This is a genomic window from Rhizobium sp. NFR12 (genome assembly GCF_900108545.1).
In the GTDB taxonomy this organism is placed as follows: Bacteria; Pseudomonadota; Alphaproteobacteria; order Rhizobiales; family Rhizobiaceae; genus Neorhizobium; species Neorhizobium soli.
In genome coordinates this window covers 605,009-620,531 of record NZ_FNWM01000002.1, presented here as the reverse complement: position 1 = coordinate 620,531, position 15,523 = coordinate 605,009, and the positions used below count along the sequence as shown (strand labels likewise).

15 protein-coding genes are annotated in these 15,523 nt (G+C 61.9%); 11 read left to right on the top strand and 4 right to left on the bottom strand.

From position 1 onward, the window contains the following. The first annotated feature begins 37 nt into the window (after positions 1 to 37). Both BLW69_RS10280 and BLW69_RS10275 read left to right on the top strand, forming a co-directional pair. A complete protein-coding gene (locus tag BLW69_RS10280; protein ID WP_092661792.1) occupies positions 38 to 316 on the top strand; it encodes a hypothetical protein in 279 nt (92 codons plus the stop codon). Then, positions 313 to 741 (top strand): type II toxin-antitoxin system VapC family toxin, encoded by a 429-nt coding sequence (locus BLW69_RS10275; RefSeq protein ID WP_092661790.1) that lies wholly within the window; start codon positions 313 to 315, stop codon positions 739 to 741. The genes BLW69_RS10280 and BLW69_RS10275 overlap by 4 nt, the downstream gene beginning before the upstream one ends. Here the strand turns inward: BLW69_RS10275 and BLW69_RS10270 are convergent, their stop codons facing one another. Continuing rightward, positions 742 to 1,716 (bottom strand): lysylphosphatidylglycerol synthase transmembrane domain-containing protein, encoded by a 975-nt coding sequence (locus BLW69_RS10270; protein ID WP_092661788.1) that lies wholly within the window; start codon positions 1,714 to 1,716, stop codon positions 742 to 744. It abuts the gene before it with no gap. 155 nt (positions 1,717 to 1,871) lie between these two features. Between BLW69_RS10270 and BLW69_RS10265 the strand changes: the two genes are divergently transcribed. Together BLW69_RS10265 and BLW69_RS10260 are read left to right on the top strand one after the other, a co-directional pair. Beyond that, positions 1,872 to 2,897, top strand: coding sequence for a glycosyltransferase family 2 protein (locus BLW69_RS10265; protein ID WP_092662507.1), 1,026 nt, complete (start codon positions 1,872 to 1,874; stop codon positions 2,895 to 2,897). A 150-nt stretch (positions 2,898 to 3,047) separates the two neighbouring features. After that, complete coding sequence (locus BLW69_RS10260) at positions 3,048 to 4,601, top strand: ArnT family glycosyltransferase (RefSeq protein WP_162759519.1); 1,554 nt, start codon at positions 3,048 to 3,050, stop codon at positions 4,599 to 4,601. 2 nt (positions 4,602 to 4,603) lie between these two features. On the opposite strand, the gene BLW69_RS10255 is transcribed toward BLW69_RS10260, so the two are convergent. Further along, positions 4,604 to 5,971 (bottom strand): aspartate aminotransferase family protein, encoded by a 1,368-nt coding sequence (locus tag BLW69_RS10255; RefSeq protein WP_092661784.1) that lies wholly within the window; start codon positions 5,969 to 5,971, stop codon positions 4,604 to 4,606. 93 nt (positions 5,972 to 6,064) lie between these two features. Between BLW69_RS10255 and BLW69_RS10250 the strand changes: the two genes are divergently transcribed. Next, positions 6,065 to 7,399, top strand: coding sequence for a glutamine synthetase family protein (locus BLW69_RS10250; protein ID WP_092661782.1), 1,335 nt, complete (start codon positions 6,065 to 6,067; stop codon positions 7,397 to 7,399). Positions 7,400 to 7,549: 150 nt separating this feature from the next. Further along, positions 7,550 to 9,790 (top strand): mechanosensitive ion channel family protein, encoded by a 2,241-nt coding sequence (locus tag BLW69_RS10245; protein WP_162759518.1) that lies wholly within the window; start codon positions 7,550 to 7,552, stop codon positions 9,788 to 9,790. Positions 9,791 to 9,819: 29 nt separating this feature from the next. Here BLW69_RS10245 and BLW69_RS10240 read toward each other — a convergent pair whose 3' ends face one another. Next, a complete protein-coding gene (locus BLW69_RS10240; RefSeq protein ID WP_092661778.1) occupies positions 9,820 to 10,779 on the bottom strand; it encodes a diacylglycerol/lipid kinase family protein in 960 nt (319 codons plus the stop codon). A 251-nt stretch (positions 10,780 to 11,030) separates the two neighbouring features. Between BLW69_RS10240 and BLW69_RS10235 the strand changes: the two genes are divergently transcribed. The 3 genes from BLW69_RS10235 (at position 11,031) to BLW69_RS10225 (ending at position 13,933) form a co-directional block, all read left to right on the top strand. Then, positions 11,031 to 12,278: an MFS transporter gene (locus BLW69_RS10235; RefSeq protein ID WP_092661776.1), complete on the top strand. Its 1,248-nt coding sequence runs from the start codon at positions 11,031 to 11,033 to the stop codon at positions 12,276 to 12,278. Between the two features lie 116 nt (positions 12,279 to 12,394). Beyond that, positions 12,395 to 13,411, top strand: coding sequence for a zinc-binding alcohol dehydrogenase family protein (locus tag BLW69_RS10230; protein ID WP_092661774.1), 1,017 nt, complete (start codon positions 12,395 to 12,397; stop codon positions 13,409 to 13,411). Positions 13,412 to 13,516: 105 nt separating this feature from the next. After that, entirely contained in the window at positions 13,517 to 13,933 is a 417-nt protein-coding gene (locus BLW69_RS10225) for a DoxX family protein (RefSeq protein WP_062453419.1), read from the top strand. A 93-nt stretch (positions 13,934 to 14,026) separates the two neighbouring features. On the opposite strand, the gene BLW69_RS10220 is transcribed toward BLW69_RS10225, so the two are convergent. Then, positions 14,027 to 14,644 (bottom strand): L,D-transpeptidase, encoded by a 618-nt coding sequence (locus BLW69_RS10220; protein WP_062579746.1) that lies wholly within the window; start codon positions 14,642 to 14,644, stop codon positions 14,027 to 14,029. A 194-nt stretch (positions 14,645 to 14,838) separates the two neighbouring features. Here BLW69_RS10220 and BLW69_RS10215 point away from each other — a divergent pair, with 194 nt between their 5' ends. Further along, a complete protein-coding gene (locus BLW69_RS10215; RefSeq protein WP_092661772.1) occupies positions 14,839 to 15,036 on the top strand; it encodes a type II toxin-antitoxin system VapB family antitoxin in 198 nt (65 codons plus the stop codon). Continuing rightward, the gene (locus tag BLW69_RS23190) at positions 15,033 to 15,170 is read left to right on the top strand and encodes a PIN domain-containing protein (RefSeq protein WP_249407523.1); all 138 of its coding nucleotides are present in this window, start codon (positions 15,033 to 15,035) and stop codon (positions 15,168 to 15,170) included. The genes BLW69_RS10215 and BLW69_RS23190 overlap by 4 nt, the downstream gene beginning before the upstream one ends. Positions 15,171 to 15,523 lie beyond the last annotated feature (353 nt).

Here is a 15,523-nt window from a genome sequence, read left to right as displayed (position 1 = left end):
AAATCGCGTATACACTCCTGCGTGCATGGAGGTTGCAATGCGCGCGACATCGACAGTCAATGACGACCTACTGATTGAGGCGAAGGAGATCAGCGGTCTGCCGGAAACGGCAACCGTCGAGGACGTTCTTCGCCACTTCGTGGAAGGCGAGCGCCGGCTGCGTTCCCTGAACGATGTGGAGGGAACGGGATGGGACGGACCCCGCCACAGCCGTCCAACCTTCGAGACGCTGGCGGAAGAATTTCGCAGGCTGACGGCAGACCGTGACCACACGCCATCGGAAATGCTGCAGCGCGAGGGACGCAACGAGCGATGACCCTTTACGTGGTCGATGCGAGCGTCGCCGTCAAATGGGTCGTCGAAGAACCCGGCACCCAGCAGGCTATGGCCCTTTTGAACCGACACGAGTTGGCGGCGCCTGATCTCATTCTCGCGGAGTGCGCCAACATATTCTGGAAAAAGGTGCGGCGCCGGGAGTTGTCACTGCCGGAGGCACGGTTTGCCGCTCTGATGATCGAGGGATCGGATCTGCAACTTCGGGAAATGCTGCCGATCTGGCTGTCGGCGATCGAGCTTGCCGCGCAGATAGACCATCCCGCCTACGATTGCCTGTATCTGGCCCTTGCCCAACGTGAAGGGCTGCAATTCGTGACGGCCGATGAAAGCCTTGTGCGCAAGCTGGGTCAGAGTACCGATCGGGCGGTAAGGAAGCTGGCTGTTCCTCTTTCGTCTTTCGCCTGATCAATCCCCCCTCTTCGGCCGTGCCGCCAGCAGCGACAGTGCGGTGCCGACCAGTGACGAGACGATGACGAGGATGTGGGTGTTGACGGCGGCTTGGCCGAGTTCCTCCAATGCCATCCCACCCGCATCGGCTCCGAATGCAAGTGCGCCGGCAGTGATGCCGGCCGGATAGGTGCCGACGCCGGCCGGAGCGTGGACGGGCAGCACCGATGACAGCTCGCCGCCCAGCGCGCCGCCGAAGCCTGCGCCTAACGAGAGCCCGCCAAGCAGGCCGAGAACCCAGGCGAGAACCGCAATCTTGGTGAACCAGTTGACCAGCGTTGCGCCCCAGGCCCGCGCAAAAGCGTTTGCATCGAGCGGCAGTCCGGCCTTGATCTCGTCGAGCAGCGTCTTCCCCTTCGCCGGCAGCAGCTTTTCCGCGAGCTTGAAGGCATGGCCGCGTAAGGCAAAGGCTAGCGCCGGCAGGATGAGAAACGCGGCCCACAACGCCCACGCCCAGATTGCACCCGTCGTACCACCCGTCTGCAGCACGAGCCCGACGCCGGCAGCGGCCAACAGGGCGTGCAGATCGAACAGCCGCATGACGAGAAGCGCTGCCGTTGCGCGGGTGAGAGAAACGCCGAACTCGCGCCGCATCAGAAGCGGGAAGCTTGCTTCGCCCGAGCGGAATGGCAGCATGATGTTGAGAAGGTTGTGGACCTGCACGAGCCGCAGCAACGTGCCGAAGCGGCCGCCGGTTTCGTGCGGGAAATAATCATAGATCCGCCAGGTGCGCAGCACATAGGTCGCAAGCAATAACACGAGCGCTAAAGCAGCCGTTCCCCACCCGGCGGCGCTCCATAATGAAACGACCCTGCCCCAGCCCCAGACATAGTGGATGAAGGCGGCGTAGAGGGCCACGATCGCAACTGTGCCAAGCGTCATGGCGTGGCGAATTATCCACGGTCTGCGGCTGGAAACCGGAGAATTCTTCATATATCAGGGGGCCCAATACGAGGTTTCGGGTCAAGCATTAAGACCAAGGCGCAGAGACTGCGGCCGCCATGCCGGCGGACCGTCACGCCCGAGGTTTCCCGAGTTTCTAGGAGAAACACAAGGTGCGTACAACAGCAAGTTCGGCGGCCGGTACGATCGATGGCACGCTTGATGGTACGATCGGCACCGTTTCACCGGTCGAACTCTCCCTCGTCGTGCCGCTCTTCAACGAAGAGGAAAGCGTCGGTCCGCTGATCGAGCGGATCTGCGCCGCCATGGCCACCTATCCCTCGGCATGGGAACTGATCCTGGTCGACGACGGAAGCACCGACGCGACGATCGCCAATGCGAAGCTTTCGCTGTCGCGTTCGGGTCTCATCCTGCGGATCATCGAGCTGCAGCGCAATTTCGGCCAGACGGCCGCCATGCAGGCCGGCATTACGGAAGCACGCGGCCGGCTGATCGCGACGCTCGACGGCGACCTGCAGAACGACCCCAAAGACATTCCTTCGATGGTCGCCGAACTCGAGCGACGCGAACTCGACCTGCTGGTCGGCTGGCGCAAGAACCGCCAGGACGGGCTGTTCCTGCGCAAGGTGCCTTCCTTTATCGCCAACCGGCTGATCGGGCGCATTACCGGCGTCCGCCTGCATGACTACGGCTGCTCGCTGAAGATCTATCGCTCGGCTGTCATCAAGCAGGTCCAGTTGATGGGCGAGATGCACCGCTTTATCCCGGCCTGGGTTGCGGGCGTCGTGCCGAGCTCGCGGATCGGCGAAATGCCCGTCACCCACCACGCCCGCCAGCACGGCGTTTCGAAATACGGGATATCGCGCACCTTCCGCGTCATCCTCGATCTTCTGTCGGTGATGTTCTTCATGCGCTTCAAGGCGCGGCCGGGGCATTTCTTTGGATCGCTCGGCCTTGGCCTCGGTGCGCTTTCGGCGCTGATCCTGTTTTACCTGTTCATCGACAAATTCATTCTGGGCAACGATATCGGGACACGTCCGCTCTTCATGATCGGGGTGATGCTGTTCCTGTCCTCGGTGCAGATGATCACCACCGGCATCCTCGCCGAAATGATCGCCCGCATCTACTACCGTGACGGCGCGTCGCTTTCCTATATCGTCAGGGCTGTCCATGAGGGTGTCGATTCGAGTGACGCTACGCCGCAGCCGTGACACACCAAGCGATATTCTGAAAAATCGTGTCAAAAGGGCCGCCGGCACGCTGGCTTGCCGCTTGATCTGCAGGCACGGCATGATACGCCAGACAGACAATCGCGCCTGAATTATTCAGTCTTCGTCACCGGCGGACCTGGAGAAAACCTTTTGCATAGCCTTGAGGGTTCACATTTCTCCACTGTCAGGGTCTCCGCGGACCGGCTTTCCCGCGCCCGCACGTTTTTCACGGTCCTGGCGGTCTATTTTCTGGTGAATATCGGGGTCCGTCTAATTCTGCCGCATGCGCTGGAACTAGACGAAGGCGAACAGGCCTATCTGTCGCAATGGCTGCTGGCCGGATACGGCACCCAGCCGCCGATCTACAACTGGCTGCAATACCTCGCGGTTCATCTCTTTGGCATGTCGATGCCGACCTTGTCGGGACTGAAGAACCTGCTTCTGTTCGGTGCTTACGGCTTCTATTTCCTCGCTGCCCGACAGGTCTTGAAGGACAAGCGCCTCGCGGTGGTGGCGGTGCTCGGTCTTTTGACCATCCCGCAGGTCTCGTTCGAGGCGCAACGGGACCTCAGCCACACCGTGGCGGCGATCTTCGGCAGTTCGCTCTTCCTGTTTGCGCTGTTCAGGCTTTTATCCGTTCCGACGCTTGCCTCGTTCCTTCTGTTCGGGCTCGCCACGGGAATCGGGGGAATGACCAAGTACAACTTTGTCCTTCTTCCGCTCTGCGCGATGCTTGCGGTGCTGATGGAAAGCAGGTTTCGAGACCGGGTGCTGGACTGGCGCATCCTTCTGAGCGGCCTGGTGGCGCTGCTTGTCGTTGCCCCGCACGCCGTCTGGCTGCTCGACAATTTCGAGGCGGCCAGCAGCCGGTCGGTGGACAAACTCATCAGCGCTGACGCCGGTACGCTCGCAGCGATCTCCCGCGGACTGCGATCTCTGCTCCTGTCATCGACCGGGTTCATGGCCCTCACCGCAGCGGTGTTCGCCATCTCGCTGCGTGAAAAGCTTTCGACGGTCATGAGGGCCGACGACGACTGGAGCCGGCTTGCCGGTCGCATCCTGGCATTCGTGATGGCCGTCCTTTTGGGCATGGTCCTGTTCGGCGGCGTGGATGACGTGCGCGACCGCTGGCTCACGCCGTTGCTATTGATTCTGCCGCTTTACCTGACGCTGAAGATCGACGCAGCCGGGATCGACATATCGATGCCGCTCAAGCGCCTCTGGGTGACTGCTGCGGCGATCATGGTGATTGTTCCCCTGATCCTGTTTGGAAGAGTGGCGATCGACCCCTTCACGCGCAACTACGGTTACGTCAACATTCCCTTCGACAAGTTGGCGAAGCAGATCGAGCCGGAACTCGCAAGCGACGGTTCCGAGCCGCGCCCGGTGCTGATCATTGCCGCCGATGGGCATCTGGCCGGAAATATGCGTTTCAACCTGCCAGATACGACCGTTGTCGTCTCGCACCAGCCGGCCGGCATGGTGACCACGGCAGTCTCCGCCTACCGCAAGGCAGTCTTTGTCTGGCGCCGCTCGGATGGCACAATGCCGGACGGGTTTCAAACCGTCTTTGGCCGCTATTTGAAGACGCAGGGGCTCGAAGGGCTTTCGGCTAACCCGGTCATCCTGCGCTTTCCCTACTCCTGGGGACACGAAGGCGACCAGTACCCATTCGCCATGGCAGTTGTCGATCTGCCGGACTGACCCTATTCCGTCACGGTTTCTGCGAGGTGATCCAGAGCCTTTGACAGCGTTCCGACCATTTCGTCGACTTCCCCGCGGGTGATGGTGAAGGCCGGCGATGCCAGCATGCGGTCTGCCGTAGCGCGCATGATCAGCCCGTTTTCGAGGCAGTGGTTGCGCACAAGCGACCCGATATCGTCGGGTTTGGCATAGCGCCGCCGGGTCGCCTTGTCGGCTGCAAGCTGAAGGCCGCCGATCAACCCGACGCTATCGGCCTGTCCGACGACCGGATGCGCCTCAAGGCTTTTCCAGCCTTTCGCAAAATAGGGTCCGATATCGTCGCGGATCCGTTCGACCAGACCTTCGTCTTCGATGATCCGCAGGTTTTCGAGCGCGGCTGCTGCGGCCACCGGGTGGCCCGAATAGGTGTAGCCGTGGAAGAAGTCGCCGACCTCGTTGACCATCACATCCGCGACCCGGTCGGAGACCAGCACGCCGCCGATCGGCAGATAGCCGGAGGACAGGCCTTTCGCGATCGGCGCGAGATCGGGCTCAAAGCCGTAATGCTGGTAGCCGAACCAGGAGCCGAGCCGGCCGAAGCCGCAGATGACTTCATCGGACACGAGCAGAATGTTGCGCGCCTTGCAGATGCGCGAGATCTCCGGCCAGTAGGTATCCGGCGGAATGATCACGCCGCCGGCGCCCTGGATCGGCTCAGCGACGAAGGCGGCAACCTTGTCTTCGCCCAGTTCATCAATCTTGGCTTCAAGCTCGCGCGCTGCTTGCAGGCCGAATTCCTCCGGCGAAAGATCGCCACCCTCGGCATACCAGTAGGGCTGGCCGATATGGTGGATGCCGTCGATCGGCAGGTTGCCCTGTTCATGCATCAGCTTCATGCCACCCAGCGAGGCGCCGGCGACCGTCGAGCCGTGGTAGCCGTTTCGCCGCGCGATCACGAGCGTCTTTTCCGGCATGCCGAGCGCTTTCCAGTAGACGCGAGCCATGCGGAACCAGGTGTCGGTGGCCTCTGATCCGGAATTGGTGAAGAACACGCGGTTCATGTGCGGCCCCGCATGCGACGCGATCTTCTGGGCAAGCAGAATGGCGGGCGGCGTCGTGGTGCCGAAGAAGCTGTTGTAATAGGGCAATTCCTGCATCTGCCTGTAGGCAGCGTCCGCGATGGACTTTCGGCCATAGCCGACATTGACGCACCAGAGGCCCGCAAAACCGTCGAGATATTTCTTGCCCGTCGAATCCCAGATATGGCGCCCCTCGGCCCGTTCGATGATTCGCGTGCCCTTGGCGTTCAGCTCTTTCATGTCCGAAAACGGATGAATGTGGTGGGCGGCATCGATCGCGGCGAGATTGGAGATCGTCGGCTTCTCGTTCATGCGGTTTCCCTCAGGGCTTAGACGCGGCTCAGATTGTGCGACCAATTCTTATCGGCTACCAACGAGGCAGCGCAACCATCGAGATGATGCTTCATGACCGAGACCGCAGCCGAGCCCCATATCGAAATCATGCTGGTCGGCATGAACGGCGACCTGCGCGGTAAACGCATTCCGATGACGGCCGAAAAGAAGATCTGGGACGGAACGGTACGGCTGCCCTCCTCCACCCAGTCGCTCGATATCTGGGGCTGCGACAATGACGAGCTGACCGGGCTTTCGATCTCGATCGGCGATCCCGATGGGCTCTGCATTCCCGACCGCCGCACCCTTGCGCCGATGCCCTGGGGGCCGCCGGGCTCGAAGCAGGTGCTTGCGACCATGCACGAGATGGATGGGCAGCCGAGCTTCATGGATCCGCGTGCGACTCTGGCCAACCTGCTGCAGCGCTTTGCCAAGCTCGGCCTGACACCGGTCGTGGCGACGGAGCTCGAATTCTATGTGGTCGAAGATGACTGGCGCGAGACCGGACGTCCGCGGCCGCCGGCAAAACTTGCCTATCGCGGCGAGCCGAACGGGTTCCAGCTCTACGACATGGGCGCAGTCGATGCTCTCGACGGTTACCTGCAGACAGTGCGCACATGGGCGCATGCTCAGGACCTGCCGGCGGATGCGACGACGGCCGAATTCGGGCCCGGCCAGTTCGAGATCAATCTCCTGCACCGGGCGGACGCATTGGCGGCGGCCGACGACTGCATCTGCCTCAAACGCATTGTCGAGCAGGCGGCCAGAAAGCACGGGTTGAAATCCACCTGCATGGCGAAACCCTATTCGGATCATGCCGGGTCCGGCCTGCATGTGCATGCCAGCATCATCGATGCCGACGGCAACAACATTCTCGACGCCAAGGGCGGCGATCCTGCAAAACTGCGATCCGTCACCGCCGGCCTGCTCAACACAATGCGTGATGCGCAGCTCGTGTTTGCGCCCTTTGCGAACTCCTACAGGCGTTTTCAGCCCGATTCGTTTGCGCCCGTCGATATCGACTGGGGCTTCGGCCATCGCGGAACGGCAGTCCGCATTCCGGACGCGAACGGTCCCGCCGCGCGCATCGAGCACCGCGTTGCCGGTGCCGATGCCAATCCATACCTGCTGCTGACCGCCATTCTTGGCGGCATGTTCCTAGGGCTCGAAGCGGATCTCGATCCCGGTCCGGCAACGGAGCCCGGCCAAAAACCCCCAGCTGACGCGAAACGCCTCACCCATGATTTCCTAACCGCGGTCGAGGATTTTGCTGCCTCGCCTTTCATCCGGGACGTGTTCGGAAAGCGATACCAGACGCTCTTCGGCGACACGAAGCGCAAGGAGGCGATCACCTTCCTGCGGACCGTCAGCGACTTCGACTACCAGACCTATCTGCCTCGGATCTAGGATCAAGCATCCATCGGCGGGCGACTGGCGGAACGACGATCTTCGCCATATGATGGGAACCTGCCTGCGAGCCTGCAGGGGTTGCAAAAGGACGTCAGGCGCCACGCGCGGCGCGGACGGGCAAGGGCCGCTTGGCCGATGGAGACGCTGATGCCGTTCTGCCGAGCTGCCGCAGCAGCCTTTCTCGGCCTTCTCCTGACCGCATCTCCGATGTGGTCGCAGGACGCGCCGCTGACCGTCGTCCTGAAGCCCGGTCAGACCGCTGCCGACGTGCAGCAGGTGCTGGATCTTGCGGCCCGCACGGGCCGACCGCTGACGGTGCAGGTGGAGACCGCGACCACCGGCGCCGCTGCACACCCCGCGACCTCCGCATCGGACACGACCTCTGGCACTGCCACCGCAACCAGCGCCGACACGATGCAGATGACGCCGGAAATGGAAGCGGCCAACATGGGCATGGCCAGCTGGGAACGGTTCTCGGATGCCTCGTCCCACGGTTTCACGACGGCGATTGCGGGGCTGCAGGCCCTGTCCACCATGGTGGGCATGACGACCACGCATCTGGATGCCGAGGGCATTGCGAACGGCCGGATCGCGATGGTGGCGCTGCTTTCGCTTTTGGCGGGCGGCGCCGCGGCGCTCAGCGTGCGGCTCCTGTTTGCGCAGTTGCTGCGACACAGCCATTTGCGGGCCCGTCACATCGCCGGCAAGTTCCGCCGCTTCTTCAAGCGCCTGGTCGGCGATCTGCTGTCGATCGCGATTTTTCTCGGTGTCGCCCGGTGGGTCCTGCTGACGATGCTCGCGGATACCACGGCTGCCTTCCAGGTCTGCCAGGCCGCCATTGCCTTCACCCTGATCCTGCTTGTCTACATGGCGGTGGGACGGTTCCTGTTTCGGCCCGATGAGAGCGGCGAAACACTGTTCGCGATCAGCAATTCGCAATGGCATTTCCATATGCTCACCGCCTATGGGGTGATCACCGCCCTGTTTGGTGAGACCATGCGGCTGTGGAACTGGCTAGGCCTGGACCGGGCCTCGCTCGACGGGTGGTTCCTGATCGGCGGCACCCTGCTGACGCTGCTCAAGCTAACCTGGTTCTGGGGCGGCCGCGCCGGCATCCGCGCTGCGTTCAAGGGCTCAAGCCCGGGCCCCGTCCGGCGCGTCATCGGCAACCTGCTTCCGGATTTCTATGTCGTTTCGGCCATCTTCATCTGGTTCTTCGGGTCGGTCATCATCGGCTCGCCGGACAGTGCGCGCTGGAGCTTCGCAGCCGGCTCGACTCAGGTCATCCTGCTGCTCCTGCCGGTGTTCGCACTCGGTGCCCACCACGTGGTGGACGAGTTCGCGCGGCACTGGGAAACCACCCACGGGGCGGGCCTGTGGTCTTCTGTACTCGCCAGCCTTCGTGTGGTTTGCTCGGGCGCTGTGTGGATCGGCGGCCTGCACCTGATCACCGCGCTCTGGTGGCCGCTGATGACCAGCGGCGGCGACATTGCGACCGGCTGGATCCTCTGGCTGGAGCGGCTGAGCTTTGCCGTGGTCGCAAGCTGGGCCGTCTACACGCTGGTGTGGAAATACGCCGAGACGATCGCCCCACCGCAGACCGTGATGCTGCCCGGCCAGGAAGACGAGCAAGCGGACAAGAAGCAGACAAGCCGCCTGACGACGGCGTTGCCGGTGATCCGCAACCTCGTTCTCGGTGCGGTTCTCGCGGTCGGCTCGCTGATCGTCCTCAGTTCGCTTGGCATCAACGTGGCGCCGCTGCTGGCCGGGTTCGGAGTGCTCGGGCTTGCGCTTTCGTTCGGGTCTCAGGCGTTGGTGAAGGACGTCGTTTCCGGCATCTTCTTTATTGTCGACGATGCCTTCCGGATTGGCGAGTACATCGATACGGGCAAGCTGCAGGGGACCGTGGAGCAGATCACCGTGCGCTCCGTGCGGCTGCGCCATCACAACGGACCCATCCACACCATTCCCTTCGGGCAGATCAGCTCCGTCACCAATTTCAGCCGCGACTGGGGAACGATCAAGTTCCAGCTCCGCTTCGAGCGCGACAGCGATGCCGAGATCATCCGCCGTGCCGCCAAGAAGGTGGGGCTGGGCATGCTGGAGGATCCGGAATTCGGGCCGCAGTTCCTCATTCCGCTGAAGATGCAGGGTATCCAGGACATCACCGAGACGGCGATGATCGTGCGCTTCAAGTTTACCTGCCTACCCGGCAATCCGGGCATCCTGAAGCGCGAAGCGATGACGCGGCTGCTGGCCGCCTGCAAGGCCGCCGGCGTGCAGCTCGCATCCAATGCGGTGACGGTGCGCTCGAACGGAGCCAATTCCGTCGATATCGAAGCCGCCGCCGCCGGCACGCCGCCACCGCTGACGTCGATCGCTGTCTGAGCGTTCGACATTGCCGCGTTCAGCGCCGATCAGACCGTAGACGGTTCCGGCGACATATTCGCAGCGGCATTTTCGCGTCCTGCGGCCGTATTCTGTCCGGGAACCAGAACCTTCAGTTCGCCGGCATGGATCTTCAGTGTCACGTCCCGCTTCATCGGCAGGAGTTCGCCATCGATGACACAGCTGACGTCGCGGCGGTGGCGAGGAAAGTGCAGTTCGAGTTCTGTTGCCGTCATCGCCGTGACCGCGGCGTTTTCCTTGAGCTTGCCGCGCAGGATGTCGAAGGTGAGTTTTGCGACCCCGGACGGTTTCATCGGTTCGGCGAGGTAGAACCCCAGATGGCCGCTGGTCAGGTCATCGGCAAACATCAGAGGATCGGTGCCGAACTCGTTGTTTGAGACCGAGATGGCCGACACCTTGCGCGAAGTGCGCTTACCATCGACGACATATTCCATCTCGAATTCCGGCGGGTTGAACATGACGCCGATCGCAGCCCTTGCGCTTGCCCGCATCTTGCCGAGCCTCGAGGCAAAATTCATCGAGTTGCGGTAGCGCACCATCCGGGCATGCAGGCCTGCGGAAAACTGGTGCACGAAGCTTTTTCCGTTGGCGCTGGCGATATCGATCGCTTCGGGCGTCCCCTCTGCCAACGTGTCGAGGACTTCCCAGATGTCAAGCGGCAGTTTCAGCGAACGGGCAAACAGGTTCATCGTGCCGGCCGGCACCACGCCGAGAACGATACCGCTTTTCCAGGCAATGCCCGCCGCCGCGGAAATCGTGCCGTCGCCACCGCCGGCGATCAGTCCTTCGACGCCGGGCATCGAGGCTGCCTTTTCCATCGTCTCGACGACCTTGTCGCCGGCAACAACTTCGCACTCGATCTCGTGGCCGGCAGCCCGGAAGGTCTTCAGGGCGTGGTCGCAGTAAGCGTCCATATCCGTGGTTCGGAAAGTCCCGCCATCGCGGTTGAAAACGGCATGTAGTTTCATCGACAAGGGACCAGGTGCTCGAGGGCGGCGGATAACGACAGGGTGGAAAATGGTGAGGCCGCGGCAGATATCAACGGCACCGCATGGCGATTGCACGATTGTGGTACAGTTGGTTTTTGTCAAAAGCCTACCGCGCTGCACAATCACGTGCTAATCTGCTGTCAATTCAACTGCCTCAAAGCCCCATCATTTGCTCCCGGACGCGCTCGCTTCGAGCCGTACCCGTCCGCTTTTTCAACAGATGCGATACCATGACAGACACCGCAGTCCGACACGTGCCCGATGCCAAGGCCAACACCAGACCTGACGACAGCATCCCGAAAACCAGCCTTTCCCCCCTCGCCGTCCTTCTGATCGAATTCGCGCTTGCCGTCGGCGGCTTCGGGATCGGTACCGGCGAGTTCGTCATCATGGGCCTGCTGCCGAATGTGGCGGAGACGTATCAGGTCAGCATCCCAACGGCGGGCTATGTGATCAGCGCCTATGCGCTGGGTGTGGTGATCGGCGCGCCGATCATCGCAATTCTATCGGCCCGGCTGCCGCGCCGCACGCTGCTTCTGGCTCTGATGGGTGTCTTTGCGGTCGGCAACATCCTGTCGGCGATGGCGCCAAGTTTCTGGAGCTTTACCGCGCTGCGCTTCGTCACCGGCCTGCCGCACGGGGCCTATTTCGGGGTAGCCTCGCTGGTGGCCGCCTCCATGGTGCCGCCCAACAAGCGCGCCCGCGCCGTCGGCCGCGTCATGCTGGGTCTGACGATCGCGACGCTGCTCGGCACGCCGCTTGCCACCTTCATGGGCCAGATGCTGTCCTGGCGCTCCGCCTTCTACCTTGTCGGCTTCATCGGTCTCCTGACCGTGGCACTCGTCTGGTTTTTCCAGCCGAGGGACAAGGTGCAGGAAGGCGCCAGCATTCGCCGCGAACTCAGCGCATTCGGCAAGACCCAGGTCTGGCTGACGCTCGGCATTGCCTCGGTCGGTTTCGGCGGCATGTTTTCGGTGTTCAGCTACATCGCCTCCACCACGACGCAAACGGCCGGGCTTCCGGTCACCATGGTGTCGATCGTCATCGCCCTGTTCGGCATCGGCATGAATGTCGGCAATATTGTCGGCTCGAGGCTTGCCGACATTTCGCTGAAGGGCACGATCGGCGGAACGATGGTGTTCTACGTGGCCGTGATGCTGGCCTTTGCGACCTTCGCGCACATCCCTGTCATGCTCTATATCACCGTCTTCCTGGTCGGCTGCGGATTTGCCTGCGGCCCGGCGCTGCAGACGCGGCTGATGGATGTGGCGGCCGACGCCCAGACGCTGGCGGCCGCTTCCAACCATTCGGCCTTCAACATCGCCAACGCACTCGGTGCCTGGCTCGGCGGGCTCGTCATCGCCTGGGGCTGGGGTTTTCAGGCAACCGGTTATGTCGGTGCGGTACTTTCGCTGATCGGGCTCTGCGTCTTCAGCGTGTCGGTCGCTCTGGAACGTAAGGCAAAGCCCTCGGCCTGAGCCAGGAAAGTGCTGGCTCGGTAAAGCGTACCGGCGCTCGTCTGCGCCGACTTGCCGTTGCCGTCGTTACGCGCGATGTATCGTCCTCGATGCCCTGAGCTTGACGAGGAGATTCCATGCGCGCTGTCGGTTTTAGCGAAAACTTGCCGATCACATCCGAAAACGCCCTTCTCGACATCGAGCGGCCGGAGCCCGAGGCCAAGGGGCGCGACCTGCTGGTCGAGATCAAGGCCGTGTCGGTCAATCCTGTCGATACCAAGCAGCGCCGGTTGCAGCCTGTCGAAGCTGGCCAGTACCGGATCCTCGGCTTCGATGCGGCGGGCGTGGTCAGAGCGGTCGGGCCGGATGTGAAACTCTTCAAGCCGGGTGACGAGGTGTTTTACGCGGGCGCGGTCAACCGTCCCGGCACCAATGCGGAACTGCATCTGGTCGACGAGCGGATCGTCGGCAAGAAGCCGGCAAGCCTGTCCTTCGAGGAGGCGGCCGCGCTGCCCCTGACGGCAATCACCGCCTACGAGACGCTGTTTCACCGGATGAAGGTGCAGGACAAGGTGGCGAGCGCCTGGAATGCGGTTCTGGTCATTGGCGGCGCCGGTGGCGTCGGCTCCATCGCCATCCAGTTGCTGCGAGAACTGACCGACGCGACGGTGATCGGCACCGGCTCGCGGCCGGAAACACAGGACTGGATCCGCACGCTCGGCGCTCACCATGTTCTCGACCATTCCAAGCCGCTGGCAAAACAGATCGCCGGGATGGCGATCGGCAACCCCGCCTTCGTGTTCTCGACGACGGAAACCTCCGATCACATCAACGACATCCTCGAGATGATCGCGCCGCAGGGACGACTAGGGCTGATCGACGACCCGAAGGAGCCGATCGATATCCGCCAGTTCAAGCGCAAGGCTTTGTCGATCCATTGGGAGACGATGTTCGTTCGGCCGGTGTTCCAGACCGCCGACATGATTGAACAGTACAAGCTGCTCAATCATGTGTCCGAACTGGTTGATGCCGGCAAGATCCGCACGACGCTGTCCGACGTGATCGGCCCGATCAATGCGGCAAACCTCAAGAAGGCCCACGCTAGGATCGAAAGCGGCACGACGCGAGGCAAGCTGGTTCTGTCCGGCTTCTGACCACGCAGCAACACACCCCATAAGGTGTATCGATAAAAACTTACACCTTATCACGTTTGCCGTTTGGAGCTATGTTCCAGACGGGTACGCGCAAAGGGGGTTCTTATGGCGACATCGCAATCCAATACATTCGGAAATCCGCTGGATATCGTGACCGGGTCCACATGGTTCGGGTATCTGGCCCGAGCCGTCCTGACGTTCATGTTCTGGGGAAGCGGGCTTTCCAAGCTCATCGATTTTCCGGCCGGCGTCGCGGAGATGACGCAGTTCGGGCTGGAACCGGCATTCGCCTTCAACGTGGCCGTCATCATCACCCAGCTGGTGGGTTCGGCGCTTATCATCCTCAACCGCTGGACCTGGCTCGGTGCCGGCGCGCTCGGCGTGTTCACGGCGCTGACGATTCCGATCGTACACCATTTCTGGACGATGGAAGAGCCGTTCAAGACGCTCGAGTTCTACGTGGTGATGGAGCATATCACCGTGATCGGCGGCCTGATGGTCGTCGCCTGGAAATCACGCTGAAGGGTGTTCAAGTCCACCCATAACATCCACATGCGAAAAGGCCCGCCGCCACGACAGTGACGGCAGGCTTCTTACGGATGGCTGCGGCTTGGATCAGGCACTCGCCTGGATGACGACGACCTTTGCGCCGACCTGGACGCGCTGGAAAAGATCGATGACGTCGTGGTTCATCATGCGGATGCAACCGCTCGACATCGCGTGACCGATCGAATCCGGCTGGTTGGTGCCGTGGATGCGGAAATGCGTATCGTTGCCGCCGCGGTAAAGATACATCGCACGGGCGCCGAGCGGGTTGTTGGGTCCACCAGGCATGCCGCCTGCGAGCGCCCGGTAGCGCGGTTCGCGGCGCTGCATGTTGGCCGTCGGCGTCCAGGTCGGCCATTCGGCCTTGCGGCCCACATAGGCGTTTCCGGAGAGTGCAAGACCGGCGCGGCCGACACCGACGCCGTAACGGATCGCCCGGCCATTGCCGAGGATGTAATAGGCCCGGCGCGCAGGCGTATCAACGACGACGGTACCTGCCTCGTAGGAGCTGACATAGTCGACTTCGGTCCGGCGCAGTTCAGGCCTGATCCGATCGATTGGCACCGGCGACAAGGGGAAAGCCTCGCCTGGGAGCGCTGCATAATTGCGCTGTTCTGGATACGTGGATGCGCAGCCGGCCAGCAGAAGCGGCAAACCGACCAGCAGGCCGCGACGGGAAATCGACATGAATGTGTCCTTGGCGAGTCGAGAAGATGACCAAGAATTACGGATATTATGGTTAATGAAGTGATAAGGCGGGTGCGGATCGAGCGAGTTCCATGGCGTATTTGCACCGACAACACCGTGCACGCCCACAGGCGCACGCGACGTTGTTAAGCGCATCATCTGGATGTTATTTTTCATGCGAAGGGAGACTGACCATGCGAACGACGATCACCATCGATGATGAACTGCTTATCGATGCAAAGGAAATGACCGGTCTTCAGGAGACATCGGCGATCGTCAAGAAGGCGCTTACGCTTCTCGTTCAAAATGAAGCTGCACGGCGCCTTGCTCTTCTGGGCGGAACGGAACCAGACTTCAGATCAGCGCCCCGCTGGCGGCCGGACGAGCAGTGATTCTGGTCGATACAGTCATCTGGGCCGACCATCTCGGCAAACCAGACCCGAGGCTGATTGCTCTGCTGGAGAATGGACAGGTCTGCACTCATCCGCATGTGATCGGGGAACTGGCGCTGGGGAACATGCGCTAATACGATGTGATCATCGGCTATCTGCATCGGCTGCCGAAATCCGTAACAGCGTCAGATGCGGAGGTTCTGGCAATGATACGGACACAGAAACTGTCCGGCTCAGGCATCGGCTATTGTGACTCGCATCTCGTGGCGTCTCTGTTGTTGACGCCGGATCTGTTGCTTTGGACACGGGACAAGCGGCTGAACGCTGTCGCCCACCGGTTCGGCCGTGGCTGGACCTCAGTCTGAAGCGCTCCCAGCAAACCAGTGCAGCGATTTGCATCCGGGACTGTGCGGAGGCGCCTCTCTAGATCGCTGTGCGTCCAATCGAACGCACAGCGGTTGCTCTGGTCTCCCTCGGCACCTCAAGG